Annotated in this window: 20 protein-coding genes; 6 read left to right on the top strand and 14 right to left on the bottom strand. The window is 69.0% G+C overall.

Going from position 1 to position 26,803, the window contains the following annotated elements:
* Positions 1 to 228: 228 nt before the first annotated feature.
* The 4 genes from ACMGFE_RS13115 to ACMGFE_RS13100 all read left to right on the top strand — a co-directional run bounded on the left by ACMGFE_RS13115 (position 229) and on the right by ACMGFE_RS13100 (position 5,064).
* On the top strand, positions 229 to 1,314 hold the full coding sequence (locus ACMGFE_RS13115) for an ABC transporter permease (protein WP_436925648.1): 1,086 nt from the start codon (positions 229 to 231) through the stop codon (positions 1,312 to 1,314).
* Entirely contained in the window at positions 1,301 to 2,413 is a 1,113-nt protein-coding gene (locus ACMGFE_RS13110) for an ABC transporter permease (protein WP_436925647.1), read from the top strand. Before ACMGFE_RS13115 ends, ACMGFE_RS13110 begins: the two co-directional genes overlap by 14 nt.
* Before the next feature lie 226 nt (positions 2,414 to 2,639).
* On the top strand, positions 2,640 to 2,900 hold the full coding sequence (locus ACMGFE_RS13105) for a hypothetical protein (RefSeq protein WP_436925646.1): 261 nt from the start codon (positions 2,640 to 2,642) through the stop codon (positions 2,898 to 2,900).
* Between the two features lie 223 nt (positions 2,901 to 3,123).
* Positions 3,124 to 5,064, top strand: a complete 1,941-nt coding sequence (locus ACMGFE_RS13100; protein WP_436925645.1) for an ABC transporter substrate-binding protein — start codon at positions 3,124 to 3,126, stop codon at positions 5,062 to 5,064.
* Between the two features lie 267 nt (positions 5,065 to 5,331).
* On the opposite strand, the gene ACMGFE_RS13095 is transcribed toward ACMGFE_RS13100, so the two are convergent.
* The 9 genes from ACMGFE_RS13095 to ACMGFE_RS13055 all read right to left on the bottom strand — a co-directional run bounded on the left by ACMGFE_RS13095 (position 5,332) and on the right by ACMGFE_RS13055 (position 16,895).
* A complete protein-coding gene (locus ACMGFE_RS13095) occupies positions 5,332 to 6,030 on the bottom strand; it encodes a type 1 glutamine amidotransferase (protein WP_436925644.1) in 699 nt (232 codons plus the stop codon).
* A 49-nt stretch (positions 6,031 to 6,079) separates the two neighbouring features.
* Complete coding sequence (locus tag ACMGFE_RS13090; RefSeq protein ID WP_436925643.1) at positions 6,080 to 6,844, bottom strand: sugar phosphate isomerase/epimerase family protein; 765 nt, start codon at positions 6,842 to 6,844, stop codon at positions 6,080 to 6,082.
* A 227-nt stretch (positions 6,845 to 7,071) separates the two neighbouring features.
* Positions 7,072 to 8,106: a Gfo/Idh/MocA family protein gene (locus tag ACMGFE_RS13085; protein WP_436925642.1), complete on the bottom strand. Its 1,035-nt coding sequence runs from the start codon at positions 8,104 to 8,106 to the stop codon at positions 7,072 to 7,074.
* Between the two features lie 121 nt (positions 8,107 to 8,227).
* The gene (locus ACMGFE_RS13080) at positions 8,228 to 9,868 is read right to left on the bottom strand and encodes a SufS family cysteine desulfurase (protein ID WP_436925641.1); all 1,641 of its coding nucleotides are present in this window, start codon (positions 9,866 to 9,868) and stop codon (positions 8,228 to 8,230) included.
* A gap of 195 nt (positions 9,869 to 10,063) precedes the next feature.
* A complete protein-coding gene (locus ACMGFE_RS13075) occupies positions 10,064 to 11,362 on the bottom strand; it encodes a CapA family protein (RefSeq protein WP_436925640.1) in 1,299 nt (432 codons plus the stop codon).
* A gap of 22 nt (positions 11,363 to 11,384) precedes the next feature.
* Positions 11,385 to 13,469: an alpha/beta hydrolase family protein gene (locus tag ACMGFE_RS13070; protein ID WP_436925639.1), complete on the bottom strand. Its 2,085-nt coding sequence runs from the start codon at positions 13,467 to 13,469 to the stop codon at positions 11,385 to 11,387.
* A gap of 182 nt (positions 13,470 to 13,651) precedes the next feature.
* Entirely contained in the window at positions 13,652 to 14,710 is a 1,059-nt protein-coding gene (locus ACMGFE_RS13065; protein WP_436925638.1) for a Gfo/Idh/MocA family protein, read from the bottom strand.
* Positions 14,711 to 14,844: 134 nt separating this feature from the next.
* A complete protein-coding gene (locus ACMGFE_RS13060) occupies positions 14,845 to 15,912 on the bottom strand; it encodes a Gfo/Idh/MocA family protein (protein ID WP_436925637.1) in 1,068 nt (355 codons plus the stop codon).
* The gene (locus tag ACMGFE_RS13055; RefSeq protein ID WP_436925636.1) at positions 15,909 to 16,895 is read right to left on the bottom strand and encodes an LLM class flavin-dependent oxidoreductase; all 987 of its coding nucleotides are present in this window, start codon (positions 16,893 to 16,895) and stop codon (positions 15,909 to 15,911) included. The genes ACMGFE_RS13060 and ACMGFE_RS13055 overlap by 4 nt, the downstream gene beginning before the upstream one ends.
* An 829-nt stretch (positions 16,896 to 17,724) precedes the next feature.
* Here ACMGFE_RS13055 and ACMGFE_RS13050 point away from each other — a divergent pair.
* Positions 17,725 to 18,669: a dihydrodipicolinate synthase family protein gene (locus ACMGFE_RS13050; protein ID WP_436925635.1), complete on the top strand. Its 945-nt coding sequence runs from the start codon at positions 17,725 to 17,727 to the stop codon at positions 18,667 to 18,669.
* 201 nt (positions 18,670 to 18,870) lie between these two features.
* Here ACMGFE_RS13050 and ACMGFE_RS13045 read toward each other — a convergent pair whose 3' ends face one another.
* The 3 genes from ACMGFE_RS13045 to ACMGFE_RS13035 all read right to left on the bottom strand — a co-directional run bounded on the left by ACMGFE_RS13045 (position 18,871) and on the right by ACMGFE_RS13035 (position 22,559).
* Entirely contained in the window at positions 18,871 to 20,091 is a 1,221-nt protein-coding gene (locus ACMGFE_RS13045; protein ID WP_436925634.1) for an aminotransferase class V-fold PLP-dependent enzyme, read from the bottom strand.
* Entirely contained in the window at positions 20,088 to 20,822 is a 735-nt protein-coding gene (locus ACMGFE_RS13040; protein ID WP_436925633.1) for a fumarylacetoacetate hydrolase family protein, read from the bottom strand. The genes ACMGFE_RS13045 and ACMGFE_RS13040 overlap by 4 nt, the downstream gene beginning before the upstream one ends.
* A gap of 138 nt (positions 20,823 to 20,960) precedes the next feature.
* Positions 20,961 to 22,559, bottom strand: a complete 1,599-nt coding sequence (locus ACMGFE_RS13035) for an N-acyl-D-amino-acid deacylase family protein (protein ID WP_436925632.1) — start codon at positions 22,557 to 22,559, stop codon at positions 20,961 to 20,963.
* A 141-nt stretch (positions 22,560 to 22,700) separates the two neighbouring features.
* Between ACMGFE_RS13035 and ACMGFE_RS13030 the strand changes: the two genes are divergently transcribed.
* Positions 22,701 to 24,131, top strand: a complete 1,431-nt coding sequence (locus ACMGFE_RS13030) for an arylsulfatase (protein ID WP_436925631.1) — start codon at positions 22,701 to 22,703, stop codon at positions 24,129 to 24,131.
* Here the strand turns inward: ACMGFE_RS13030 and ACMGFE_RS13025 are convergent.
* Both ACMGFE_RS13025 and ACMGFE_RS13020 read right to left on the bottom strand, forming a co-directional pair.
* The gene (locus ACMGFE_RS13025) at positions 24,128 to 25,789 is read right to left on the bottom strand and encodes a glycoside hydrolase family 3 protein (protein WP_436925630.1); all 1,662 of its coding nucleotides are present in this window, start codon (positions 25,787 to 25,789) and stop codon (positions 24,128 to 24,130) included. The genes ACMGFE_RS13030 and ACMGFE_RS13025 overlap by 4 nt on opposite strands.
* 103 nt (positions 25,790 to 25,892) lie before the next feature.
* Positions 25,893 to 26,792 carry a Gfo/Idh/MocA family protein gene (locus tag ACMGFE_RS13020; RefSeq protein ID WP_436925629.1) on the bottom strand — a complete coding sequence of 300 codons (900 nt, stop codon included), beginning with the start codon at positions 26,790 to 26,792 and terminating at the stop codon, positions 25,893 to 25,895.
* Positions 26,793 to 26,803: the final 11 nt, after the last annotated feature.

The following is a 26,803-nucleotide window of genomic DNA, read 5'->3' as shown; positions in this document are numbered from 1 at the left end:
CCGACGACGCCGCGGGCGCTGGCCCGCCACGTGACAGCGGCGCCCGCTCGGTAGCGGCCGTTCCGCGGACCGGCCGTTCCGCGGACCGACCGTTCGGCGGACCGGCCGTTCGGCGGACCGGCCGTTCGGCGGACGATCGAGCACCCAGATCGCCTGACAGGACTGGCTGCGTCCGGTATTGCAGGACAAGCTATAATAGGTTCCGGGTCACAGTCTGATTCAGCTTACATGAGACCGCACCTGGAACGAGCCCGGAGCGCGCTCGCCGGTGTGTTCGGGATCCTCGCCGGATTCGAGTACTACTGGCGACGGATCGGGCACGCCTTTCTGACGCTGATCAGTGTCACGACGATCACGTTCGCGCTGTTCCGATTGATGCCCGGCAACCCGGCGCAGGCGATGCGAGCGCAGTTCGAGGCCCAGCTCGAAGGGACCGGGCAGGCGGCGGACCCGGAGATCCTCGACCAGATGGTCGAGGTCCACACGGGGTTCGACCCGAGCCAGCCCATCTACCTGCAATACTACGAGTACGTCCGCGACATCGTCCTCTACCAGGACTTCGGCCAGTCGATCCAGTACGGCGATCCGGTGTTCGACATCCTGTTCACGGCGATGCCGTGGTCGGTGTTCATCAGCGTCTACGGGCTCGCGCTGGGATACTCCACGAACATCTTGCTGGGTGCGGCGATGGCGTACAAGGAGGGGTCGCGGTTCGACAGCACGATGACCGTGGTCGCGACGTTCCTGAACTCGATCCCCTACTACGTCGGCGCGATCCTGTTCCTCGCCTTCTTCGCACACGAACTGGGCTGGTTCCCGAGCGGCGGCCGGTACGACACGAGCATCGAGGCGGGGCTGAACGTCCCCTTCATGACGAGCATCGTCCACCACGGGACGCTCCCGATCATGTCGAGTTTCATCGTCGGCTTCGGCGGGGGCGCGCTGGCGATGCGCGGGAACTCCGTGCGGATCCTGGGGGAAGACTACCTCCGCGTCGCTCGGCTCAGGGGGATCAGCTCCGTCCGGATCGCGACGCGGTACGTCGCCCGGAACGCGATCCTGCCGCTGTACACGCAGATGATGATCGGCATCGCCGCGGTGTTTTCGAGCAGCGTCATCCTCGAGTACATCTTCACGTACCCCGGCGTCGGCTGGTACACGTTCGACGCGATCAACATGCGCGATTACCCGCTGTTGATGGGTTCGTTCCTGTTTTTCACTATCGTCACGCTCGTCGGGATCCTCCTCGCGGAGTTCACCTACGGGATAGTCGATCCGCGTGCGGGCTCGGGAGGCGAGAATGAGTCCTACTGACCGGACCTCCACGGACGGCGGCGCACAGCTCAGCGACGACCAGCTGTTCGGGCAACTCGCCGACTCCAACAGCATCCAGCTCACGCGCCGCGAGCGGTTCGACCGGATCCTCGACGCGTACGTGCTCGCGCCGGGGCGCGTCGCGTGGAGCGACTGGCGGACCCGGCTGGGCATCCTCATCATCTCGCTGTTCGTCCTCAGCGGGACGGTCGGGACGCGAGTGGTCGAGAGTCCCGCGACGAATCAGGCGCCGACCAACTACCCGCCGTTCGTGGGCGGGCTCGCCGCGATCACCGAGGACGGCGGGTGGATCGACGTCACGCAGGTCTCGCTCGGGGCCGTCTCACTGCCCTGGATATCGCTCCGGTTCCCGCTGGGCGCGGACAACTACGGCTCACCGATCGGACGCCAGCTCGTCCACGCGACGCCGGACATGCTGGAGATGGTCGTCGCGGGCGCCATCGTCTCCATCGCGTTCGCGACGGTCATCGGGGTCACGGCCGGATACAAGGGCGGCCGGATCGATTCGGTCCTGATGTACCTCACGGACGTCGTCATGACGATGCCGGGTCTCCCGCTGGTCATCGTCATCGCGGCGATATACCCGCCACGACAGGCGTGGCTGGTCGGAGTCATCCTGGCGATCGACGCCTGGCCGGGCCTGGCGCGGTCGTTGCGGTCCCAGGTGCTCACGCTTCGCGAGGAGAGCTACGTCGAGGCGTCGCGGACGATGGGAATCTCGACGAAGACGATCCTCGCTCGCGACATCACCCCGCAGCTCATGCCGTACGTCCTCATCAACGCGGCCCAGGCCGGGAGGAAGGTCATCTTCGAGTCCGTCGCGCTGTACTTCCTCGGCGTGTTGCCGTTCACGACGGCCAACTGGGGGATCATGATGGACACCGCCTACAGCGAGGCGTTCGCCCTGGTCGATCTGAGCAACTTCTACCAGATCCTCTGGCCGATGAGCGCGATCGTGATCATCTCGTTCGGGTTCATCCTGTTCTCCCAGGGCATGGATCGCGTGTTCAACCCGCGCATCCGGGCGCGTCACACCAAGACGGTCGGCGCCGACGACGACCAGCCGCCCACCGAGTGAGCGGCCCGGGCCGACACGGTTCCTCCTTCCCGGTTTCACCACGTTCTGGAAGCGAACTTCGGTCACCGAGCGTCGCGCCGGACCGAGAACGCGCGGTTCCGGGCTGCGACCGAGTGAGAACCCGTTCCCCGGTCGCTGTCACGTCGTGGCGAGTCTCGGATGGGAGACGGCTTGACGTGTGACAATATTTATATGCCAGTCCTACGAGGCGTTGACTACAGAAGCCATGGCATCAGTAACTGACGAGACCGCGAACCCGCGATGGCAGACCCTCTACTGGGGACTCAAAGCGCTCAGGGGGTCGCTCCTGTTGTCGGCCGTCGCCGCCGGCTTCGTCTTGCTGCTCGTCGCAGCGGTTTTCGAGAGCGGCCTCACCATCACGCAGAACGACGGCGTCCTCGCGGGGATGCTCGGCGTGTTCGGCCTCTCCGCGATCGTCACTGGCGGCGTCGGCTACGCGCTCGTCAGAGTGCTCCACCGGAGATAGGTGAACGTCCCGGCGCCGCTCCCCGGAGTCGTCCCGAAGATCGAGCGTCCCAGGGCCGGGCGCACTACTCTCCGGCCGTGTCCCGGCCCCACACCCGGCAGTTCGTACCGGGTCGACCGACCAGGGTAGTTCCCCGTCAGTCGACGGAACGCGCCAGGCCCCGATGGAACTATAATAATTATTAAGTAATCTTTAAACCCCATCCCCTTTGAACAAAGATAGTATGGGTAACAGCGACAAGAGCGGTAGCATAGACTCGGCACAGGAGTTCTTGACGCGCCGCAAGATGATGGCGACGAGCGCAGCGGTCTTCGGCACCGGGCTGGCCGGCTGTTCCGAAAGCGGTGACGGCACTGCCGACGGCGACGGGAACGGCGATGGCGGCGACGGAAACGGCGACGGCGACGGGAACGGCGATGGCGGCGGTGGCGGCGACGGGAACGGCGACGGCAGTTCAGGGGGTGACACCACCATCACGACGTTCATGCAGTCCATCCCCGGCGAGATGAACTTCAATACGTGGGCGCCCAGCTATCCCTGGACTCCCACCTGGCTCCTGCTCGAACCCGTCGTCCGCTTCTACGCAGACGGGTCCGTCACCCTCGAGATGATCGAGGACTGGGACTACGACGGGGACTCCCAGCAAGTGACTATCGACTTCAACGACAAGTTCCACTGGTGGAACGGCGACCAGGTGAAGGCCGCCGACAAGTACTGGTTCGAGGAGGTCGCCCGCCGTCTCAGCCCCGACTCGAGCAACCTCGAACAACTCAAACTCGAGAACAACGGACAGCGGCTCGTTCGCGAGTACAAGCAACAGCAGAACCCGCAGCTCCTGGAGTACTCGCTCGGCGGGTACCTCGGCGCGATGCTGCGTACCCACCGGGACAGCATGCGCCCCTGGGCCGAGGAACTCGAAGACGCCTCGACGTCCGAAGAGCGGACGGATATCCAGGAGCGGATGGCCGAGGAGATGCCGCTCAACATCCAGACCGTCATGGAGGACGGGCTCGGCAACGGTCCGTTCAAGATCGTCGACTACGACGAGCAGGGGATCTACTGCGAACTCCACGACGGCCACCCGTTCTCGGACCAGATCAACATCGACAAGCTGAACTACGAACTCGCGGCCAGCGAGGCCGTCGCCCAGAACATCATGGGCGGCGAGTACGACTTCGGTTTCTCGACGCTCGCGAACTGGCTCGGCGGCAACAATCCGGACCACACCGAGACGATCGCCGAGTACCAGGACACGTTCATGCGGAAACTCGAGTTCCAGATGCAGGGCCCCGGGTCGAAGCACACCCGTAACCTGAACTTCCGGCGGGCGGTCATCCACGCCCTCAGCCTGGAGCACATCTCCACGAACGAATCGAGCCAGACGACGCCCCGGGTGCGCCAGACCGGTCTCACCGAGAGCGTGACCGAGGAGTGGCTCGGCGACTACGCCGACGACTTCATCGAGTACCCCATCAAGTCCGACGAGAGCGGCGCCGCGGAACTCCTCCAGGGGGAGGGCTACGAACAGGACGGCGACACCTGGCTCGGCCCCGACGGAGAGCAGGTCGCCCTCGATATCGTCATCCCCCAGCGGGAGTCGAACCCCGCCCGGACTATCACGGACCAGCTCTCGCAGTTCGGGTTCGAGGTGAACATGAGCGCCCTCGAAGGCGCGTCGTACAACGACCGGACCGAGAGCAGCATCGAGTTCGACCTGTCGATCTTCAGTCACGGCTCGCTCGTTGCACACCCGTCTTCGTTCTTCAGGCCGACGCACAAGGCCGGCAACGACCTCGGTGAACAGGCCGTCGTCGAGCAAGCGCTGGAGAACGGGAAAGAGCGGTCACCGTACAACGGCAAGGAACTCGTCGTGGAGATCCCCGAGACGGTCGGCCAGGAGGGCCTTTCCGGGTCCACCCAGGAGGTCAATCTCTACGAGCGCTACCAGGAGTGGCAGACTGCCCAGACTGACGAACACAACCAGGAACTCGCCGAGACGTTCAGCTGGCTGTGGAACTTCTATCTCCCGGGAATCGACATGTACGAGGAGATCAACGGCTCCTGGGGCAAGACCTCCGAGTGGAGCTTCGATATCAACGAAGAGTGGGAAGCCTACCGCGGCGCCTACCGCGCCCTCAAGCGCGGCTACATCGGCCCGAAGTAACGACGGCCGCCGACCTCGGTCGGTCGCTTACCCGTGACTCGTTTTCCCCGTTCGCAATTCTATCGCGTCGGTCGCCGGGGGAGCGGCGCACGGGCCAACGGTGACGCCGCGGACGAACAGCGTAACCACGGACGAACAGCGTAACCACGGACGAACAACTAGACGGTGGCCAGTGACCCCGGCCGGAGACGATTTACTACACGAGGACGATGCCCCGAGACAGTGCGCTTCCCGATGTTGACGCTCGTTACTGCGGCGATCGCCGCTTCAACGGATGTTGGGATCGTCGGGGGCGCCATCGGCTGCGTGGGACAGGAAGTTGTCGAACAGCGACTTGGCCTCGTAGGCGGCGGCGACGTTCTCCACCGAGATGCTCTCGAGGACGGCCTGCTCGTGGTCGGCGGCGAGGTCCCTGTCGCGCGTGACGGTCTCGGCTGTCTCGGCGTCGTACTCCGGGTGGAACTGGACGCCGAAGACGCGGCCGCGACGGAACCCCTGGACCGAGTAGTCGTTCTCGGCGATCAGGTCGGCGTCGGGCGGCAGCCGCGCTACCTCGTCGGAGTGCGTCGTGAACGCGAGGAATCGCTCCGGAACGCCCGCGAGTAACTCCGATTCGCCGACGCGGTCGATCTCGCGGTACCCGATCTCGTACTCGCCCATGTCGCGCACTTCACCGCCGAGCGCGCGCGCGAGTAGCTGGTGGCCGAAGCAGACGCCGAGCAGCGGCAGGTCGCGCTCGACCGCGCCGTCGACCCACTCCAGTAGCGGCGGGATCCACGGCTCGTCGCCGTAGACGGAGGCGCCGGAACCGCTCACGATCGCGGCGTCGTAGTCGTAGCCGCCGGGGAGTTCGCCGTCGTTCACGGTGAACTCTCGGAGGTCGGCGTCGACGTCCCGGTGGAAGTTCTTCCGTGTGGCGGCGTCGTTGTACGAGGCGTTGAGCAGCGCTACGCGTACCGATTCCATGTTCTTCGAGTACCACTCGTCAGCGAGACAGTATGAAACTTCCGTGTCCTCACGCGACGAGCGAGCGGAGGTGCGACAGGTCGTCCTCGATCGCCTCGCGGTACGGCCGCTCGTCGGTGACGAACTCGACGTTGGCGTAGCCGTCGAACCCGCGGTCGAGGAACGGGTCGAGGACCGCCGCGAGATCGTAATACACCGCCGAGAGCGGCGCTCTGTCCTTCCCGGTCCGCTCCCGGGTGCCCTGGAGGTGCAACTGGTTCGACAGCGGGGCCAGGGTCTCCGCCTCGCGCTCGATCTCCGCCGCCGGGATGGAGAACCCGGGCTGGTAGTTGAGTCCGCACCGCTCGTCGTCGATGGCCTCGATCAGGCGGCGGGCCCCCTCGCGGTCGTTCGTGAGCGTGTTGGCGTGTTTCTCCACGGTGACCGACAGGCCGCGGTCGCCGGCGCGCTCGGTCACCCGTTCGAGGTCGGCGACGACCGCGTCCCAGTGGTCGGGGTCGTGGTCGCCGTACTCCTGGCGCCCGGCCCACACGCGGACCGTCGCCGCCCCCAGGCGGTCCGCGACCGCGAGTTCGTGTTCGAGCACGTCCTCGACGTCGTCGTCCCCGCAGCGCAGGTACGACCCGTACGCCGCGATTTCGAGGCCGCGATCGGCCGCGGCCGCGGCGATCCCCTCACAGGTCTCGGTCGACCCGTCGCCGACGTGGTCTCTCCCCCAGACCTCGACCCCGTCGTAGCCGGCGTCTGCCGCCAGCCCGATCACCTCCTCGACCGGACGGTCTTTGCTGGAGATCGTACAGAGGCCGAACTTCATCGATCCGTCCTCCACCGGGTCCCCCCGGAGCGGACGCGATGGATCGGACGTGAAGCAATCGCCCCATGGTCGAAGCGACGTGACACCGTCGACTCACCGCCGACATCGGGCAGTCGAGTTACCATGTGGGCGAGGAGGCGCCTCACCAATGAAACGGTGTGGGAGACGGCAGAATATTCGTCTTCGTGGCCGCCGGATCAGTCGCGACCGCCGTCGAGTCCGTCGGATCAGTCCCGGCCGCCGTCGAGTCGAACGGCCTCGCCGCGCTCGCTCGACTCGTAGAGAGCGGCGAGGACCCGCTGGACCGTGAGCGCCGCTTCGACCGTCCCGCCCGGCGGGTCGCCGTCGCCCGCGACCGCGTCCAGCAGGGCACGGTCCTCGGCCAGGTGCATCTCGTTCTCCCCGAGGCTGACGGGGTCGGCTGTCGCGTCACTGTCGGCGTCCACGACGGCGAGCGACGTCTCGGTCACGTCGAAGGTCGCGCCCGCGTCGGTCCCGCGTATCACGCACTCCCGGGAGGGGGCGCAGGTTCCGTGCCAGGACGCATCGACGGCGACCGTCGCACCGTCGGCGCACCTGAGCAGCGCAGTGACCGAATCCTCGACGGGATAGTCGCCGAACTCGGAACGGGTCTCGGCGGTGACCTCGGCGACGGCCGGGTAGTCGAGGAGGTGGAGCGCGAGGTCGACGACGTGGACGCCGAGGTCCATGGCGACGCCGCCGCCCGCGAGTTCGGGGTCGGTGAACCAGCCGTCCCCGCCGCCGGGGACGCCGCCGCGACGCAGGTAGTCGACCCGCACGTGCGACAGCGAGCCGAAGCGACCGGCCTCGCGGAGTTCGATCGCCCGTTGGGTCGGCGTCGCGTATCGCATCGTGAATCCCACGGAACAGAACCCCGCGGCCTCGCGAGCGGCCGCGGCGATGCGTTCGGCGCTCTCGACCGAGTGCGCGAGCGGTTTCTCCACGAGGACGTCTGCTCCCGCCGCGAGCGCGTCGACGGCGACCTCCTCGTGGAACCGGTTCGGGACGCAGACGACCACGGCGTCGACGCCAGCGTCGAGGAGCGCGCGGTGATCCTCGTACGACTGTGCGTCGAACTCCTCCGCGAAGGCCTCGCGCGCATCGCGGTCGAGGTCGGCGCCCGCGAGGTCGGCGCCGAGGCGGTCGAGTCGCTCCGCGTGGATCCGTCCGATCGTGCCGAGCCCGACGATACCGATGCGGGCAGCCGTCGCTTCGCTCGTCGATGACGCGTCTCCGGTCATTGGTGACGGGTCGCGCGGACGGTACAAAAATCCCGCCTTCGGAGTGGTCGACGGTCCGCCGAGGGGTCGGACTCCGGTCGGGCGGGTCGCGGGCCGACAGCGGGGCTCTCGGTCCCGCCGATTAGCGCTCGGACGTCGCCGGTCCCGACTCGGCGGCGGCCTCGAGGTGTTCGCGCGCCCCCTCGCGGACGACTTCCTCGGGCCCGACGACGCAATCGCGGCGGAGGTCGGGGAACGTGCCCTCCAGCATGTCGACGACGTCGCCGTCGAGCGACGCGGCGACCGACAGCGGCTCGCCTTCCAGCTGCTCCGAGAGTATGCTCGCGACGGCCGTGCTGACGGCGCAACTCTCGCTCTCGAAGGCGAGGTCCTCGATAGTCCCGTCGGGTGCGACCGCGACGTGGAACTCGCCGTCGTCGCCGCAGGACGTCTCCTCGGAGGACTTGGTGAACGTCGGCGCTTGCATCGCGCCCTCGTTTCGGGGGTTCGCGTAGTGCTCGGCGATAGCGTCGTGGTACCGATCCGACGCGAGATACGCGTCGAGTGCTGCCGGCGCGTCGTCGACCGCGTCGAGCAGCCGGTCGACCTCTGCGGTCGTGTTGTAGACGTAGAACGAGGCGCGGACCGAACCGGGGATCGACAGGACGTCGTGGAGCGGTTGGGTGCAGTGGTCACCGGCGCGCACGGCGATGCCGCGGTCGTTCAGGAGCGACGAGAGGTCGTGACCGTGGACGCCGTCGACGTTGAACGCGACGACGCCGGAGCGCTCCTCACCCGCCGGAGGCCCGTAGGTCTCCACGTGGTCGCGATCGGCGAGGCGTTCCAGCGCGTACTGGGCCAGTTCGGTCTCGTGATCGCGAACGGCGTCCATCCCGACGTCGGCCAGGTAGTCGGCGGCGGCCGCGAGTGCGATGCCTTCGGCGATCGGCGGCGTTCCCGCCTCGAACTTCCAGGGGAGCCCGTTCCAGGAGGCGTCCGAGAAAGTGACGTTCCGGATCATCTCGCCGCCGTAGAGGAACGGTTCCATCCCCTTCAGGAGCGACCGCTTACCGTAGAGGCCGCCGATACCGGTCGGGCCGGCCATCTTGTGGCCGGAGAACGCGAAGAAGTCGGCGTCCATCGACTCGACGTCGATCGGCCGGTTCGGTATCGACTGGGCGCCGTCGACGAGAACGAGGGCGTCCCGGTCGTGAGCCAGCTCGGCGATGGTCCCGACCGGGTTGACGGTCCCGAAGACGTTCGAGACGTGGACGACGGAGACGATGGCCGTGTCGGGCCCGATCAGCTCCTTGGCGTGCTCCAGGTCGAGCTTCCCGTCGTCGGTCACTTCGACGTATCGCACGGTCGCGCCGGTCCGCTTGGCGACCTGCTGCCAGGTCACCAGCGACGCGTGGTGTTCCATCTGCGTCGTGACTATCTCGTCGCCCGGCCCGAGTTCGTTGAGCCCCCACCCGTACGCGACGAGGTTGATGGACTCGGTGGCGTTCTTCGTGAACACCATCTCTTCGCGACCGCCGCTCGCGCCGACGAACGCCGCGAGCCGGTCGTGGGCTTCCTCGTAGGCGACGGAGGCCTCGTGGCTCAGCGCGTGGATCCCGCGGTGGACGTTCGCGTTGTAGCCGCCGTAGAACTCCTCGTATACCTCGTACACTTGCCGTGGCGTCTGCGTCGTCGCCGCGTTGTCGAGGTACGCGAGCCGATGGTCGCCGACCCGCCGTTCCAGGATCGGAAAGTCGGCTCTGATCGCGGAGATGTCCCGCATACCGGCGGTGGTAGCGCAACTATTATAAATCTAACCGGTAGCGCGAGGGACGACGGCCGCCGGTCGGCGACGCAGCCGGGCGCGGATCACGGGATCGGAGCGACCCGGGACGAGCGGGACCGCGTGGACTTGCGGGAGCGCCGGTCGGTGGTCGGCTCAGGGGTAACAGCGGCCTGTGGACCGACCGATTCGTCGCTACCTTCGACACTCTCGCCGCGTCCAGTCGAGCAGTTCGGCGACCTCGTCCTCGATCGCCGGCGTCCGCAGATCCGGCGAATCGCCGGTCAGGACCGACAGCACTTCGGTGACCACCCACCGGTGTGAGTCCATCCGGATCACGTTCAGGAGCGCGAGCAGTTCGGCTCGCCGGCGCTCCGGGTCGTCGTGACGGTCGGCGGTCGGGACCCACCGATCGCGACCGGTCTCGGCGTCGGACGACGACGCCGCGTCGCCGGCGCGAACGCCGCGGGTGAGGTGGTCCGCGTATCGCTCGTCGAACAGTCGCATCGCCACGTCCTGCCAGTACGCTCGGTACTGTTCGTCGGACGTGAGCGACGCCACGCGGCGGAGGTGAGACGCGTACTCGGCCGCGGGGTCGCCACGGAAGCGGTCGACGGTCCCACCGTCGACCCGCGTCGGGAGCAGTTCGACGGCGACCGCCGTCGCGCCGTCGAACCTGGCCGACAGCACCGTCCCGCGGCGCGTACTCTCGGCGTCGGTGTGCGTCCCGAAGTAGCAGTTCCCCAGGCTGTGGACGACGAGCGTCCCGTCGTAGCGTTCCCACCCCTGGGCGACGTGCGGGTGGTGCCCGACGACGAGGTCGGCACCGCTGTCGACGAAGCGTCGGAGGCGCTCACGGCGCTGGGGCGGCGGGAACGGGACGTACTCGACGCCGCCGTGAGCGACGACGATCACCGCGTCTGCCGCGTCGGCCGCGGCCGCGGTCGCCTCGTACGCCTCCGGCCGCGCGTCGACCGCGGCGCCCGGGCCGTCGTCTCCGGCGGCGTTGAACTCCCGTTCGCAGACGTTGACGACGGCGACCTCGGTGCCGGGCTCGGGCGAGAACCATGCCGGTTCGACGGCGTCGACGCGGTCGTCGCCGACGCCGACCGTCGCGAGGCCCGCTGCCTCGCAGCCCGCGACCGTTCGTTCGAGGCCCGCGGGCCCGTAGTCCGTCACGTGGTTGTTCGCCAGCGTCGCCAGGTCGAATCCCGATTCGCGCAGCAGTGCGGGTGCGTCGGGGTGACTCCGCAACACCGGACCGCTCTTCGGTATCGGATCGGCGTCGGCCGGGGCGACCGGCGCCTCCAGGTTGGCCACCGCGACGTCCGCTTCGGCGATCCGGTCGGTCAGCGACGGACCCACGAACGGTTCGCCGTCGCCGTCCGCCGGGAGGAAACAGTCGCCCGCGACGCACAGCGACCACGGTCGCGCCGGCGGTCCGTCGGCGATCCCGTCCGCGAGTTCGATCTCGATCGTCGGTGTGTCGGTCATGGTGACTCCACAGTCGGACCGGTTATCGGAACCGCGACGGGTCGGTGCCGTCCCAGACGACGTCGCGGTCGGCGAGCGCGGGGAGCAGCTGCGGGACGTCGCAGTCGCCGACGAAGCCGTGGACCCGCAGTCGGGGGTCGTACTCGTACTCGCGGTTCGTGGCCAGCTCGTGGAACGAGTACGGCAGCTCCGCGAGCCTGACCGACCGGATGCGAGGCTCTGCCGCCGCGGCGTACAGCGCGTGGAGCGCCCCCACGCCGGTGCCCTCGACGGCGAACCCGTCCGCAGCAGTCGACGGGGCGCCGCTGTTCCAGGGCGCACCGACGCCGTCCCCGCTGGCCGCTTCGACGACGTGTTCGCGTGCGCCGTCCGCGCCCTCGATCCGCCGTTCCAGGTACTCGCGGGCGCGGAGGACGTCGGCAACGCGCAGGCCGAACAGCGAGGTCCCGAGCATGAGCGCGTCGCTGGCGAGCTTGTACTCCGTGCCGTGGTAGTCGAAGTACTCGCCGCCGTTGGCGAGCGGCGTGTTCACGTCGCGCGCCTGGACGGCGCCGACGCCCCGCGGGTCGAACGCCATGGCAAGACCGCGCTGGCGTGCGAGGGCTGCGATCCGTTCCTGCCGGTCGCCGAAATCGGCCGTTCCGCGGTCCGGCAGGACCACGGTCGGCTGCACCGCGTCGGGCGGTTCGAGCGCCTCGGCGAGGATCCCGGCGACGATCACGTCGGGCTCGCTGTAGAAGAACACTTTCTCCCAGCGCACCCCCCGTTCAGCGTCGGTCTCCCGCTCGATCCGCCGCGGGTGGAGGCCGCAATCGGGCCGGTCGAGGCCGAGGCGCTCGATCACGGTCTCGCGGATCCCCTCGGCGTAGGCCTCGTGGTCGGCTACCGAGGGGGCGCTGCCCGCGTCGTCGAACCGGTCGCGGATCCACATCCGATTCAGGTCGACCACGTGCGTCTCGTCGGCGTACTCGCCGTGGACCTGCCCGGCGTCGGTGCACCGGAGCGTCGCCTCGTCCTCGGTCGCGGGGTCACCCGTCTCGAAGTCCGGCGGGACGTCGCGGAGGTGCTCCCGGAACCAGTTGACCATCGCCTGCCGGAGCGGCGGCGTCAGTCCGTGCGTCCGGTCCGACACGGCGAGGTCGACGTTCTCGGGACAGTCGTAAAGGTCGTAGACGTCTCGGGCGCGCGCCAGACTCCGCCGCGCGCCGTCGATGCAGAGGAAGTCCGACTGCGCGGATCCGATCAGCGCGGGCCTGGGGGCGAACGCCGAGACGAAGTCGTCGTAGTCGAGGCCGTTCGCGACCGCCCCGTAGACGATCTGTTCGCCGTCCTGGGCCTGGCCGGTCTCCATGTAGGCCTCGCGCGAGGTGACGAAACAGCACGGGACCGCGGCGTCGAGGCGGTCGTCGACGAGCATCAGGAACCCGGTCTGCATCCCGCCGCCGGAGTTGCCCGTCGCCCCGAGGCGCGACTCGTCGACGTCCGGGCGCTGTTCGAGGTAATCGAGCGCCCGGACCATGTCCCAGACGACGTAGCGGGCGAGACCGGTCCCCGCCGCGGCGCACTGCTGGGCCAGGTACGTGTGCTCGACGACGTTCCGCCGGGGCGCCTCGCCGGTAGCGGGGTCGTAACTCTGGATCCGCTCGCCCTGGCCGATCGGATCGACCGCGAAGACGAGGAACCCGTTCCGGGCGAGTTCGATGCACGCCCGCTGGTAGCTCCCGGCCGCCTTCCCGACCGCGGCGTGGCCACAGAGGAAGAGCACTGCGGGGAACGGTCCGTCGCCGTCCGGGCGGTAGCAGTTGCCGGTCACGTGGAACGCCGGCAGGCTCTCGAAGACGACCGTCTCGACGGCGTAGCCGTCCCGCTCGACGGTCCCCGTCGTCCGCGCGTTCAGCGGCGCCCGTTCGTCCGGCAGTCCCCCGATGCCGTCGAGGAACGCGTCACGCATCGCCGCTGCACGGCGTTCGTGCTCGGCGACGGAGTCGATCGAGGCCTTGCGAGCGCGCGTCCGCTCGAAGTGCTCGCTCGCCCGCTCGCGGAGGTGCCGGGGAAGCTGGTTCTCGACGTCGTAGTAGCCGTCGAGGTTGCTGTCGAACCCGTCCATGCCGAGTATCGCGCCCACCGACAACTTCAACGTTCCGCCGACGGGGTCGGAACGGATCCGGCGGCCGCGGACCCATCGCGGGCTCCGCTCCGCGCGGCAGTCGACCCGGGCGCTCGGCTGGGACGAGCTCGTCGGCCCGTTCGCGATAGATCGCGCGGTGCGGGTCGGGGTTCGGCCACGCGTCAGGGCGACGCGTCCGGTGGGAGGTCCCCCGCCTCGACCATCGCCCGGAGGGGATTGTCGTCGATCGTCAGCGGGAGGTCGACTCTGCCGCGGCGGCGCGCCGACTCCCAGATCGCGAAGACGATCTCGGTTGCGGCGAGCGCGGTCTCGCCGCGGCTGGTCGGCGCCTCGTCGTCCGCGAGGCTCTCGATCACGTCCTCGATCGCGCGGTCCTGCGCCGGCGGGCCGCCGACCTCCACCGTCCGCCAGCCGTCCGCGCCGTCGGTCCGGATCCGGTACTCGTCGGCCAGTCGGTACGCGATCTCGCCCGCGGTGCCGCGGAACCGGTTCGTGTGGGCCCCGACCGCGTCCTGTCCCTCGCCGGTCGAGCAGATGGCGTGGACGCCCGACTCGTAGGCCCACATCCCGAGGCTCTGCAGTTCGGCGTGCATGTCCGTGTACCAGACGCGCTCCTCGGGGTAGTCGATCCCGCCGAGCACCCACTCGACGGGTTCGTCGTCGAGCACGAAGTTAGCGAGGTCGACGTGGTGGAGTCCGGTCTGGAGGAGGTCCCGCCGACCGATCTCGACCCGCTGGAGGTCGCCGATGGCACCGTCGGCGACGGCGTCTCTCACCGCCGCGGCGGCGTCGCTGCAGCGGTTCTGGAGGTTGACCGTCAGCTGGACGTCGCGGTCGTCGCAGACGTCGACGAGCCGACGGCTCTCGCCGAACGTCGGTGCGAGCGGCTTCTCGCAGTGGATCGCCCGCACGGCGTCGTGGCTCGTACAGGTCTCGACCAGGTCGACGTGCGTCGACGGGGGCGTGCAGATGCTGACGACGTCCGGCCTGGCCCCGTCGAGCATCGCCCCGAGGTCGGTGTAGGCCCGATCGTCCGGGAGGCCGAACTCGGCGCCGAAGTCCGTCGCGTTCTCGGGGACGACGTCTGCGCAGGCGGCCAGGCGGCAACCGTCGACAGCCCGGTAGCTCCGCGCGTGGCGGTACCCCATCGAGTAGCCGTCGTGGTCGGCGTCGTCCGGATGCGGACCGGTCCCGACGACACCGACGGTAACGTCGGTCATCTACGCGGTTCCTTGGCCGGAACCGCCCATAATTCTGCCGGTGAGACGGGCGGCGTCCGGGGAGTCGCGTCCCTCGCGTCGGGGGAGAGCCGCGACGACAGCGAAGACGTTCCACTCGGCGCCACGACGGCGAGTCAGGAGTCCGCGCGCTCGACGGCGACCCACTGGTCGGTCTCGGCCGACTCGTAGGCGGCGTCGACGATCCGGAGCACGTCCAGGGCGTCGCGGAGGGTGACTGGGGGATCGCGCCCGTCGTCGCAGGCCGCGAAGAACGCCTCGACGAACTCCTTGCCCCACGAGCCGCCGTAGCCGGGCGTCGGGTCGTACTCGTGGGTGATCGTCCGGTGGGGGGTGCTCGACCAGTCGCCGCTCGCGTCGTCGAGTTGCAGCGCTGTCTCGCCCTCGAAGCCGAACTCGCGGCCCATCGGGTCCCAGCAGCTCCGGCCGTCGCTCCCGTAGAGGTCGAACTGGGTGTCGTAGAGGCCGTCGCCGAGGAAGTACCCGCACTGGAGCGTCCCCAGCGTGCCGGCGGTCGTCTCCAACTGGAGGGTCATCGCGTCCTCCACGTCCACGCCGTCCGTCCGCGACTGTGCGTTGGCGTTGACCCGTTCGATCGGCGCGGGGAGGAGCCGGGCGAGTAGCTGGAGCCAGTGGATGCCGAGCCACTGGAGGATGCCGCCGCGGCTCGCGTCCGCGTCGAAGATGTAGTGGGACGTGTCGCGGAACGCCATCTGCGACGCGACGAACCGGGCGTCGAACGCCCACACGTCGCCGAAGAAGCCGTCGTCGACGAGCGCCTGCAGCTCCGTCGCGATCGGGTGCGACTGCCAGGGATACGAGACGCCCACCGTCGCGTCTGTGCCGTCGACCCGTCCGAGGACCCGTTCGAGTTCCGCGGCGGTCCGGGCGGCCGGCTTCTCCGTGTAGACGTCGACTCCGGCGTCGACGGCCTGCTCGATCGCCGCGGGCGTGTCGCGATTGGGGAGGGTGAGGAACACCGCGTCGGGGGCGGCCCCCGCCAGTAGCTCCTCGAGGCTGTCGTACACTGGCACTTCGTCGAGCGCGCCGACGCTCGACGGGTCGAACGCCGGGTTCGGTTCACAGGCCGCCGTCACCGTCGCCGGGAGGGTTTCGAGGGTCCGCAGGTACGGCTGTGCGTGGTGGTGGTCGAGGCCGACGTAGCCGACAGTTCGCCCGGTCATCGGCCGTCGACGGCGGGCAGGACTTCCTCGCCGAACCGCTCCATCGTTTCGAGGGTCACGTCCTGTGGCTGTCCGGGGAACTGGAACCGGAGGTAGATCTGGTCGACACCCAGCTCTTCGTACTCGCGCAGTTGCTCGACGCAGTCCGCGGGCGACCCGAGCACGAACTTCTCGGCGAGTTCGTCGTAGTCGACCTCGACCTCGTGTTCGTCCATGTACGTCTGCCCCCAGCGGGCGTACCACTCGTACAGCTGCAGCAGGTACGGTTCGATGGCCTCGCGGGCGTCGTCGACCGAATCGGCGACGAAGCAGTCCCGCATCAGGATCACGTCGTGGTCGTCGCGGTCCTCGTCGAACTCCTCGAGCGAGTCCTCGTACACGCCGATCTGCGCTTCGAGATCGTCGGTCGTCGACGACGCGCTGGCGATCCAACCGGTCCCGCGGTAGGCCGCGCGCTTGATCGCCACGTCGGCGTGACCGCCGATCCAGACCGGGATGCCGTCCACCGGCCGCGGGCTGACGAACACGTCGTCGAACGACCAGTGGTCGCCGTCGTGTGTCACGCTGTCTTCCGTCCAGAGGCGCTTCAAGACGTGGAGGGACTCGATGAAGGCCTTCGACCGCTCGTCCATGGAGATGCCGAACGGTTCGATCTCACGCTCCCGGTAGCCGATCGCCGCCCCGAACCGCATTCGTCCGTCCGCGAGGTCGTCGATCGACGCGACCTGCTCGGCCAGCGAGAGGGGGTTGTAGAGCATCGGCAGCGTCGCCATGGTCGCGAGGTCGAGCGACTCGGTCCTGGCGGCGAGGGCGGCCAGCGTGGTCATCGGCTCGACGAACCCTTCTTCGTGGACGTGGCGCTCACCGAGTGCGACGCCGTCGAAGCCCAGCCGCTCCAGCAGTGCGGCCTGTTCGAAGAGATCCGAGCGGTCGAACTCGCCCTCGGGCGTGTAGTACTGATTCAGAAAGACCCCGAAGTTCACGGTGAACGCACCTCTGACTGTCCCGTCGAGCAAGGCTGCATTGTGTTCGCGAGGAAGACCCCCATGATAATGTAATTTGTGGGACCGGGAACGGCCGCCGGCAGACTGGCCCGCGACAGTGGGCACGCCGCCACCGCCACGGCCACCGCAGGCCAGCGGACCGACCCATCGCGACCGCCGGTGGACCTCCGTACCCCCGAAATCGTTTGGAAGCACAAAACGGAACTCCCCCTCCTCTGCGGCGACCGCGGCCGAAATCGGCTATCCGCGCCCGAGCGGCGCGATCTGAATCGCCATCATTTGGAATAACAAAACGATTTTGTCGCGACGAGATCGCGCCGAAACGGCCGCTTCCCCACGTTACGCCGGGAAAGCGCTGGAATGGGACAGTTGGCAGATTCCACCCATACAATTGTAATTTGAGACGCGGCGCACGCCCAGTGAGGCGCCCGACGGTGGCGGCGTTCGTGGAATTGTTTGATAATGTAAAATCTCGTGGGGAGATACTGGAGGCAGGACAGGGCCGGCGCCAGGGAACCGCCCGCGTCGCACGTCGCACGAACGCGGCGGAGCCCGAGAGAACAGGTACGGTCCACCCCGTCGCGTGTCGGCGACGACCACCGCAGGACCAGAAGGGCCACCGGATCGCAGCCGCCGGGCCGGTCGCACTCGTCGACCGACTGGCCCGAATGAGATGGTCCAGATCCCACGCGCGTCGAGTCCGGAGCGTCGCCAGCCGTCACGCGTGACAGTCCGCCGGGAATGGCGTCGCCGGGCCCACTGACCGGAACTATAATGGTTGTTGACTGACTCGGTCTGGAGTATAGCCATGTCATACGACGAGTTGCGCGAGAGCCTTCGGAGCGTCTCGTTCACGAATGCGACGCCGTTCAGCGAGGACGGAGACCGGGTGCTGACGGAGCGTCTCGCCGAGAACGTCCGGGCCCTGTACGACGAGGGCGCGCGCGCCTTCATCCCGTGTGGAAACACCGGCGAGTACTACTCGCTGTCGCAGTCCGAGCGAAAGGCCGTCGTCCGAACGACGACCGAGGCCCTCCCGGCGGACGCCTCCGTCGTGGGCGGCGCCGGCGGGAGCACGAAGAACGCGCTGGACCTCCTGGAGGCCTACGAGTCGGCCGGCGCCGACGCGGTGATGATCATGTACCCTCGCCACACGTACGTTCACGAGGAGGGGCTGATCGACTACTACCGGACGCTCGCCGACGCGACCGACATGGGCGTCGTGATCTACAAGCGCGGGCCGCTGCTCAGCGAGACCGTCATCGACGAACTCTCGCGGATCGAGAACGTGGTCGCCGTGAAGTACGCCGTCAACGACGTCAAGCAGTTCTCTCGGCTCGTCGAGACAGTCTCGGGAGACGTCGAGTGGCTCAACGGCGTCGCCGAGCGCTACGCGCTGTCGTACGCCATCGAGGGCGCCGACGGGTTCACGACCGGCATCGGGAACTTCATCCCCCGGCCCGTCCTGGCGCTGGACGACGCGCTCACCGCCGGCGACTGGGGACGCGCCAGGGAGATCCGCGACGCACTCCGCCCGCTCGAAGACGTCCGTGAAGAAGCCGACGGCGGCGGTCCGGCCTTCGGCGCCGCGAAGAACGTCCCCGTGGTGAAACACGGCCTCGACTACCAGGGGCTGTACGGCGGGCCGGTCCGCGCCCCGCTCGTCGAGCTCTCCGCTGCGGACCGCGACCGGGTCGAACGCCTCGTCGAATCGCTCGACGACGTGGCCGCGCTGACCGAACCGACTGCGTGAGGAGCCCCTGCGGACGCCCTGGGCGTGTGATCGTCACAGAGCGATCGCCGCCACCGCGACGGGTGCGATTTGGTGAGTAGCGGGCCCTTCTCCCCGTCAGACGCACTCACGACCGGGCGGACTCGGGCGGAGCGACCGGGACGGTTCGGGCAGGAACACGCAGGCGAGCGGACGGTGAGGGGTGCGAATCCAGGGGCACCCCTACTCGGGGTCGACGTGAGCGGCGATCCGCTCGACGACGTAGTCGACCTCGTCGTCGCCGAGACACCGCGGATTGACCGTGAACTGCGAGTCGTGGAGGTCGTCTCCGCCGACGAACACGCGCGGGTTCTCGCGGCGGAGGGCGGCGACGAGACCGGCAGCGTCGACCGCCGATCGCTCCTCGTCGACAGTCCCGACGACCGTCGAGACCGAGTCGGTCTTCCCGGCGTTGGCGAGTTCGACCGAGAGCCCGTCGACGGCCCGCAGGCCGTCTGCGACCCGCTCGGCGCGCTCGTGCCACTCGGCCAGCACGGCCCCGTCGTCCGCTTCGACGAACGCGTCGAGCGCCGCGAGCAGGCCCGCGAGTTCTTCCTTGCCGACCTTCATCGACCGTCCGAGGCCCTGACGCGGGACGCCGGGCAACTCCTCGATCCCGACGAGGTCCTCCGGCGGCTCGTAGGCGGGCTCGGCGGCGTGCATGTCGAGGTGCTGCCGGGCGGCGGACTTGATCAGGTCCGCTCGGCCGGCGAGGATGCCAGACGACTGCGGGCCGCGGATCGCCTTGCCGCCGCTGAAGGCCACCAGATCCGCGCCCTGCTCGGTGTACTTCGAGAGGTTCGCCGCGGGCGGGAGTTCCGCCGCGGCGTCGACGATCACCGGGACGTCGTGTTCGTGGGCGATCGCGACTACCTCGGGGAGCGGCGGTCGCGTGTACGGTTTCTCCAGGTACGCCACCGCGACGGTCTCCTCGCCGATCGCGTCCGCGATCTCCCAGAGCTCGGTGTTCTCGGCCCCGGTCCCGAGGTGGTAGTCGTTCCCGCCGACGTCGACGATCTCGGCGCCGGCGCCGCGCAACGCGTGGTCGTACCCGTTGCGATGGGTCCGCGGCATGACGATCTCGCTCGGGATCCCCTCCGTGTCTGGCAGCCGCGCCATCGTCCCGAGGTCGTCCCCGGCGATACACGCCGCCGCGGCAAGGGTGAGCGCGGAGTTCGCACCGTTTGTGACGTACCCCGCCTCGGCGCCGGTCACCTCCGCGATCCGCTCCGAGGCCGCGGCCTGCAGGTCGGAGATGCGGACGAACGCCTCCGCCGCGCGGTCCATCGCCTCGCGGGCCTCCTCCCGCATGAGCGTCCCGCCGATGCGGGTCTTCGTGCCGGTCGCGTTCACCACCGGAGCCACGCCGAGGTCGTCGTAGATGGTGTCGCCGTCCAGCGTCATCGCTCGGTCACCGTGTTCTCGAGGACGCCCACGCCGTCGAACTCGACCTCGACCGTGTCGCCCGGACTGAGATCGTCGGGTCCGAACGGCGTCCCGGTCGCGATGACGTCGCCGGGTTCGAGCGTGATCAGCTCCGTGACCTCCGCGACGAGTTCGGGGACGGAGAAGATCATGTGGTCGCGCGTCGTCTCCTGTTTCGTCTCGCCGTTCAGGCGCAGCGAGAGCGTCGCGTCCGCGGGCACCTCGTCCGGCGACGCGACGACCGGGCCCATCGGGAGCGACGAGTCGAAGGCCTTCCCGCGGACCCAGTTGCGTTCGTCCCGCTGGTCGTCGCGGTTCGAAACGTCGTTGACGCAGGTAAAGCCCGCGACGACGTCCATCGCGTCGTCCTCGGCGACCTCCCGGCACTGCTCGCCGACGACGATCCCGAACTCCGCCTCGAACTCGACGTCGTCGCGTCCCGGCGGGAGCTCGATCGCATCGCCGTGCGAGACGACGCAGTTCGGCGCCTTCATGAACAGCTCCGGGCGGTCCGGACGGTCGTCGAACCCTTCCTCCGCTCGGTGGTCCATGTAGCCGCCGGCCTGACAGATGATCTTCGTCGGCTCCGCCGGCGGGCGGACGGTCACGTCGTCGGGATCGTAGGTCTTCCCGTTCGCCAGTATCCCGTCGGCCGTCCACTCGCCGGTGCGCGTGTACCCTGTCGAGTCGCTAAATCGAACGGTTCGCATCGTGACTCAGTAGTGCTCGCGGCGGTACAACGTTCTTTCGGTCGGCTCGATCGGCCGCCGCCGTTCGCCCGCGCGAACGCCGTCCGTGGCCGGGAACTGGGTTCCAACTGGGCGTTCGCTCGTGGGACGAACCGTCGCTCAGGCCCGGATCGATCCGCCGGGGCGAGCGCCGGTGTCCGCTCCGTCGCGGACGATCGGCGTCCCGTCGACGATCACGTGTTCGATCCCGGTCGGATAGCGGTCCGGCTCCTCGAACGTCGCCCGGTCGGCGACGACAGCGGGATCGAAGACGACGAGGTCGGCGTCGAGTCCGGGTCTGATGACGCCCTTCGCGTCCAGTCCCATCGCCCGGGCGGGCAGCGAGGTCATCTTCCGGACGGCCTCCTCCAGCGAGAGGACGTTCTCCTCGCGCACGTAGCGGCCGAGGACGCGCGGGAACGAGCCGTACACGCGCGGATGCGGTCGCGAACCGAACAGGCCGTCCGTCCCGACGGCGACGCGGCTGCTCCCCATGATCGCGCGGACGTCCGACTCGATCAGCCCGTGAGCGATCATCGACGCGTCGAGGTCCTCGGCCAACAGGACGTCACAGAGCACGTCGATGGGTTCGCAGCCGCGCTCGCTCGCGATCGCGGCGACGTCCTGTCCCTCGTGTGGTCCGAACGCGTCCGACGTCAGGCTCGTCACTTCGATCCGGTCCCAGCCGGTCTTCCCCGGGACGTTCTCCCACCCGTCGACCCGCCACTCCTCGATGTCCCGCCGGATCGCCTCCCGCTGTTCGGGGTCGGCGAGCGTCTCGCGAAGCTCCTCGGCGTCCTGTGACTGGGCCCACGGGGGCAACAGCGACGTCAGCATGCTGCTCCCCGCGGCGTAGGGGTACTGGTCGGCCGTGAGGTCGACGCCGCGCTCGCGGGCGGTCTCGACGTGAGCCAGCAGCCGGTCGGTCTTGCCCTGCTGGGCCGCGCCTGTCAGCTTGAAGTGCGAGATGTGCAGCGGGATCTCGTGTTCGGCGCCGACGTCCACGAACTCGTCGAGCGCGTCCCAGATCCAGCGGCCCTCGCTCCGGATGTGGGCGACGAACGGCCGACCGTACGGTTCGAGTTCGGCCGCGAGCCGCGAGACCTCCGCGGTGTCCGAGTAGACCTGCGGCGCGTAGACGAGCCCGGACGAGAACCCGACGGCGCCGTCCTCCAGGCCCTCGGCGACGAGCGCGGCCATCGCCGCGAGTTCGTCCTCCGTCGGCTCGACGTCGTCCATGCCGAGCACCTCGTACCGGACCGTCCCGTGGCCGACGAGCGTCGCGACGTTCGGAGCGACCGCCGCCGCGTCGATCTCGTCGAGGTACGTCGCGAGCGAGCGCCAGGACCACTCGCGGTCGAGGCGGCCGGCGAGTCCGCCGAGGTGGTCACGCCACTGGTCGATCCCATCCTCGCGGTACAGCGGCGCCATCGAGAACCCGTCCTGTCCGACGATCTCCGTCGTGATCCCCTGGCGCGTCTTCGGCGCGAGCGACGGGTCGGCGAACAGGCGGAGGTCGGAGTGGGAGTGCGCGTCGATGAATCCCGGGGCCACGACGCTCCCGTCGGCGTCGATCCGCGTCTCGGCGCTCAGGCCGTGGGCAGAATCGCGGCGGATCGCGGTGATCGTCCCGTCGTCGACCGCGACGGCACCCCGGAACCAGGGCGCGCCCGTGCCGTCGACGACGCGCGCGTCGTCCACGAGTAACTGGTGGCTCATGTGTCTCTCCTTCGGGACCGAGCCCCTAAATCCACCGCCCGGACGCGGCCCGAGACAGCCCGCCGTTAGAAACGAGGGGCGAGGAACGCGGCGGGTGAGAACGGCCGCCAGGAATATGGTGATCGCCCCCGCGTAGCCGGTATGGTGACTCGTCCGAACGTCCTCTTGATCACCACCGACCAGCACCGCGGCGACTCGATCGGCGCCGACCCCGCCTGTCCCACCGACCGCCACGGGGACCCGCTCGTCCACACGCCGAACCTCGACGCCCTGATCGGCGACGGCGCGATGTTCACCCGGGCCTACGCGCCGGCACCCTCTTCGATCCCCGCGCGGCGCTGCCTCTGGACCGGCAAGCGCCCGGCCAGCGTCGACGCGACGACCTACCACGACCGGCCCTGGGAGTTCGACTACACCCTGCCGGGACTCCTCCGGGACGCCGGCTACCAGACCCGGCTCACCGGAAAGACCCACTCGATCCCGGCGCGCCGGCACTTCGGGTTCGAAGACGTGACGCTCCACGCCGGCCTCTCCGGACAGGCCGACGACTACTCGGAGTGGCTCGACAGCGAGTACGACGGTGCCGACGAGATCGGTCACGGCGTCGGCCGGAACTCCTGGGACGCCCGGCCGTGGCATCTGCCCGAACGGGCCCACCCGACCAACTGGACGACCGAACGGGCCATCGAGTTCTTCGAGAAGCGCGACCCGACGCGGCCGTTCTTCCACTACGTCTCCTACGTGCGACCCCACCAGCCGTACGACCCGCCCCAGCCGTACTGGGACGCGTACGACGACCGGGACATCCCCGCGCCCCCTGTCGGCGACTGGGCCGAGGAGGTGTACGGCGACCGGATCCCCGAGTACCCGTCGCTGAACGCCTGGCTCGCCGACCTCCCCGCCGAGACCGCCAGGCGCGCCCGCGTCGGCTACTACGGCTCCGTCACGCACGTCGATCACCAGCTCAACCGGCTGTTTCGCGCACTCGGCCGGACCGGGGCGGCGGAAAACACCCTCGTCGTCTTCACCTCCGACCACGGCGACGTCCTCGGCGACCACAACGTCTGGCGGAAGACGTTCGCCTACGAGGGCTCGGCGCGCGTGCCGATGCTGTGTCGCTTCCCGTCCGGGAGCGACTACGAGACCGGCCGGCAGATCGACCGCCCCGTCGGCCTGGAGGACCTCCTGCCGACGATCCTCGACGTGGCCGACGTCGAGGTCCCCGACGCGGTCGAGGGCCGGTCGCTGACCGCCCTCTGGGACGACGACGGGGCCGACTGGCGCTCGCGGTATCACGGTGAACACGGCCCCTGCTACGACCCGGACACGGGGACGCAGTTCCTCGTCGACGAGACGACGAAGTACATCTGGCACCCGACGACCGGCCGCGAACTTCTCTTCGACCTCGAGAACGACCCGAACGAGACCGAGAACCTGGCAGCCGACCCGGACCACCGGGAGGAACTCGCGACCTGGCGCGAGGCGCTGATCGACCGGCTCGACGGTCGGCCCGAGGGGTTCACCGACGGCGAGTCACTCCAGACGGTTGCGGCAGCAGACGGCTGGCGCTAGTCGGACGCACCGATCGACAGTTCGTCGCGGGCAGTCGCGTCACTGGCGAGGACGGCCGCGAGCGCGTCGCCGGCCGCGTCGGGGAACGGCGAGGGCATCCCGAGTCGGTCCTGGGCGTAGGTCGCGACGTACGCCACGTCGTCCGGCAACTGTTCGAACTCGTTGGGGAGACCGAGCGAGACGACGACGACCGGGAGCGCCGCCGCGACCGCCTCGACGACCCGCCGCTGCCGGTCCGGGAACGACTCGCGGGCGTACGTGGTCACGACGGCGACGTCGAGGCCGTCCGCGACCGACCGGAGCGTTCCGATCTGGCGGTCGGGGGACTCGGGTTCCGTCACGGGCTTGCCGTCGTCGAGCGTCCGCGCGGCGGCCGGGGCGAGCGACGCGCTGACGACGTCGCCGAACGCCGCGTCGAGGTGCGGTTCGAGGGCCTGGACGCCCCTGATGCCCGTGAGGAGGACGGACGCCTCCCCGTCGATCGGGAGGAGGTCGTCCCGGCCCAGGAGCGTGAACGACTGCTCGTAGGCCTCCCTCGCGAGGGACCGGTGGGCCCCGCTGCCGGTCGTCTCCAGCGCGTCGAGGGGATCGACGTACCGACGCTCGGCCAGGTCGTACTCGGCTTTCAGCGCAAGGATCCGCTCGACCGACTCGTCGATCCGCGATTCGGACAGGTCGCCGGACTCGACGGCGTCGACGACCGCGTCCCGGATCGACACCACGTCGTCCGCGGGGACGTACCCGGTCAAGAGGAGGTCGACCCCGGCGTCGAGCGCCCGGACCGCCGCGTCGCCGTATCCGTAGTTGTCCGCGACGGCGTCCATCATGAGCGCGTCCGTGACGACGACGCCGTCGAACCCGAGTTTCTCGCGGAGGAGGTCGCCGAGCACCGCTGGCGAGAGCGTCGCCGGCCGGTCCGGATCGAGACAGTCCACGACGACGTGCGAGGTCATGACGCAGTCGACGCCCGCGTCGACCATCGCTTCGAACGGTGGCAGGTGGACGCGCTCGAGGGTCTCGCGGTCGTAGGTGACGTGCGGGAGCGTGTGATGGGAGTCGAGTTCGGTGTCGCCGTGGCCGGGGAAGTGCTTCGCGACGGCGATCTGGTCTGCCGCGTGGATGCCCGCCAGTGCCTCGCTCGCGTACGTCGAGGCGGTTTCGGGATCGCTGCCCGGCGAGCGCACGCCGATCACCGGGTTGTCGGGGTTGGTGTTGACGTCGACGACCGGCTGGTGGTTCATGTTGATCCCCATCGCCGTCATGTCCCTGGCGACCGCTGCCGAAACGTCGCGAGCGAGGTCGCGGTCGCCGGCCGCCGTTCGGCCCATCAGCGCGGGGTACGCCTGCGTCTCGTGGTCGACGACGTCAACCGTGCCGTACTCGCTGTCGCAGGAGAGCAACAGCGGCAGGCCGTGCGACGTCCGCTCGGCCCACTCCTGGAGCTGGTTCGCGTACTGGGCCACGAAGTGCGGCGTACCCGCGTGCGAACCGTATATCCTGACGGCTCCCGGCCGGACGGTCTCGATCAGCTCGGCCATGTCCGCTGCCGGCCAGTCCGTCGGCGTCTCGAAGTTACCGAGCCCGATCCCCACGTGTAACAGCTGGCCGACTTTCTCCGCTAGCGATAGCTCTGTGAGACCTGCTCTCGAATCTCGCATACGTCTACTCCAGCACCGGGTACCAAGATTCTTGCGGCGGGCGGCGACGGCTTTCCCGGTCGACGCCGTCGCTCGCCGGCGCGGAGGACCACGGCGCACCGTATCAGTAGTATGGCTCGTAGTTGGCGAGGAACGGCGAACTGTCGATCGTCATCGCCGCGGACCGTGCCTCGATCTCGTCGGGCGGGACCGTCCGCGCTTCCTCGAAGGCGACCTGGACGCCCAGCAGCAGTCGCGCGCCGTCGATCAGGCGCCGTCGGTCGTCGCGCCGACCGCGGGCGGCCGCGAGGAACCCGTCGAGGAACGGCCCGTACATCCGCTCTAACTCCGCGGCGGTGCTCTCGATCGTCACGGTGTCCGTCCGCTCGCCGACGCTCAGGAACGCGAACGTCCCGTCGGTCTCGGAGCCGTCGAAGTCGAACGTGACGGTCGAGCCGTCTTCGAACTGGACCGCCGCGACCTGGCCGTCGCTGTCCAGCGGTTCGATGCGCGACCAGTCCGCGTCGATCAGGACGCGGACGGTGTCGATCAGGTGGGCGCCGTAGTAGAACGGGTCGCCGAAACCGGAACAGAAGACCGTGTCGGCGTTCATCTCACCCAGCTTCGCGATGGCCGGGTGGAACGGCACCGCCGAACCGCCGAACAGGGGGGCGCCGCTTCGCTCCGCGGCGGCCGAGATGGCCGCCACGTCGCCCGTCGAGCCGGCGAGCGGCTTGTCGATCATCGTCGGCACGCCGGCCTCGAGGAACGGGACCGCCATCGAGCGATGCAGACTCCAGTCGACGGCGAGCACCATCGCCGCGTCCACGGCGTCGATCATCGCCTGTGGGTCCGCGTACCTGGTCGCGCCGTGATTGGCGCAGAACGAATCCGCGTACGCGTCGTCGCGGACCTCCCCGCTGTCCCAGACGGCAGCGACGGTCGCGTCGTCCCGGTCGGCCAGGAGCGACGCGAACTTCTCGGGGTGACTGGTGTCTAATCCCAGGACTCCGACCTCGATCATCTATCCTAGGT

Origin of the sequence: Halosimplex amylolyticum, from assembly GCF_051414035.1 — an archaeon.
Lineage (GTDB): Archaea > Halobacteriota > Halobacteria > Halobacteriales > Haloarculaceae > Halosimplex > Halosimplex amylolyticum.
The sequence above is the reverse complement of the archived record's forward strand: the minus strand, read 5'-3'. Positions and strand labels throughout refer to the sequence as shown.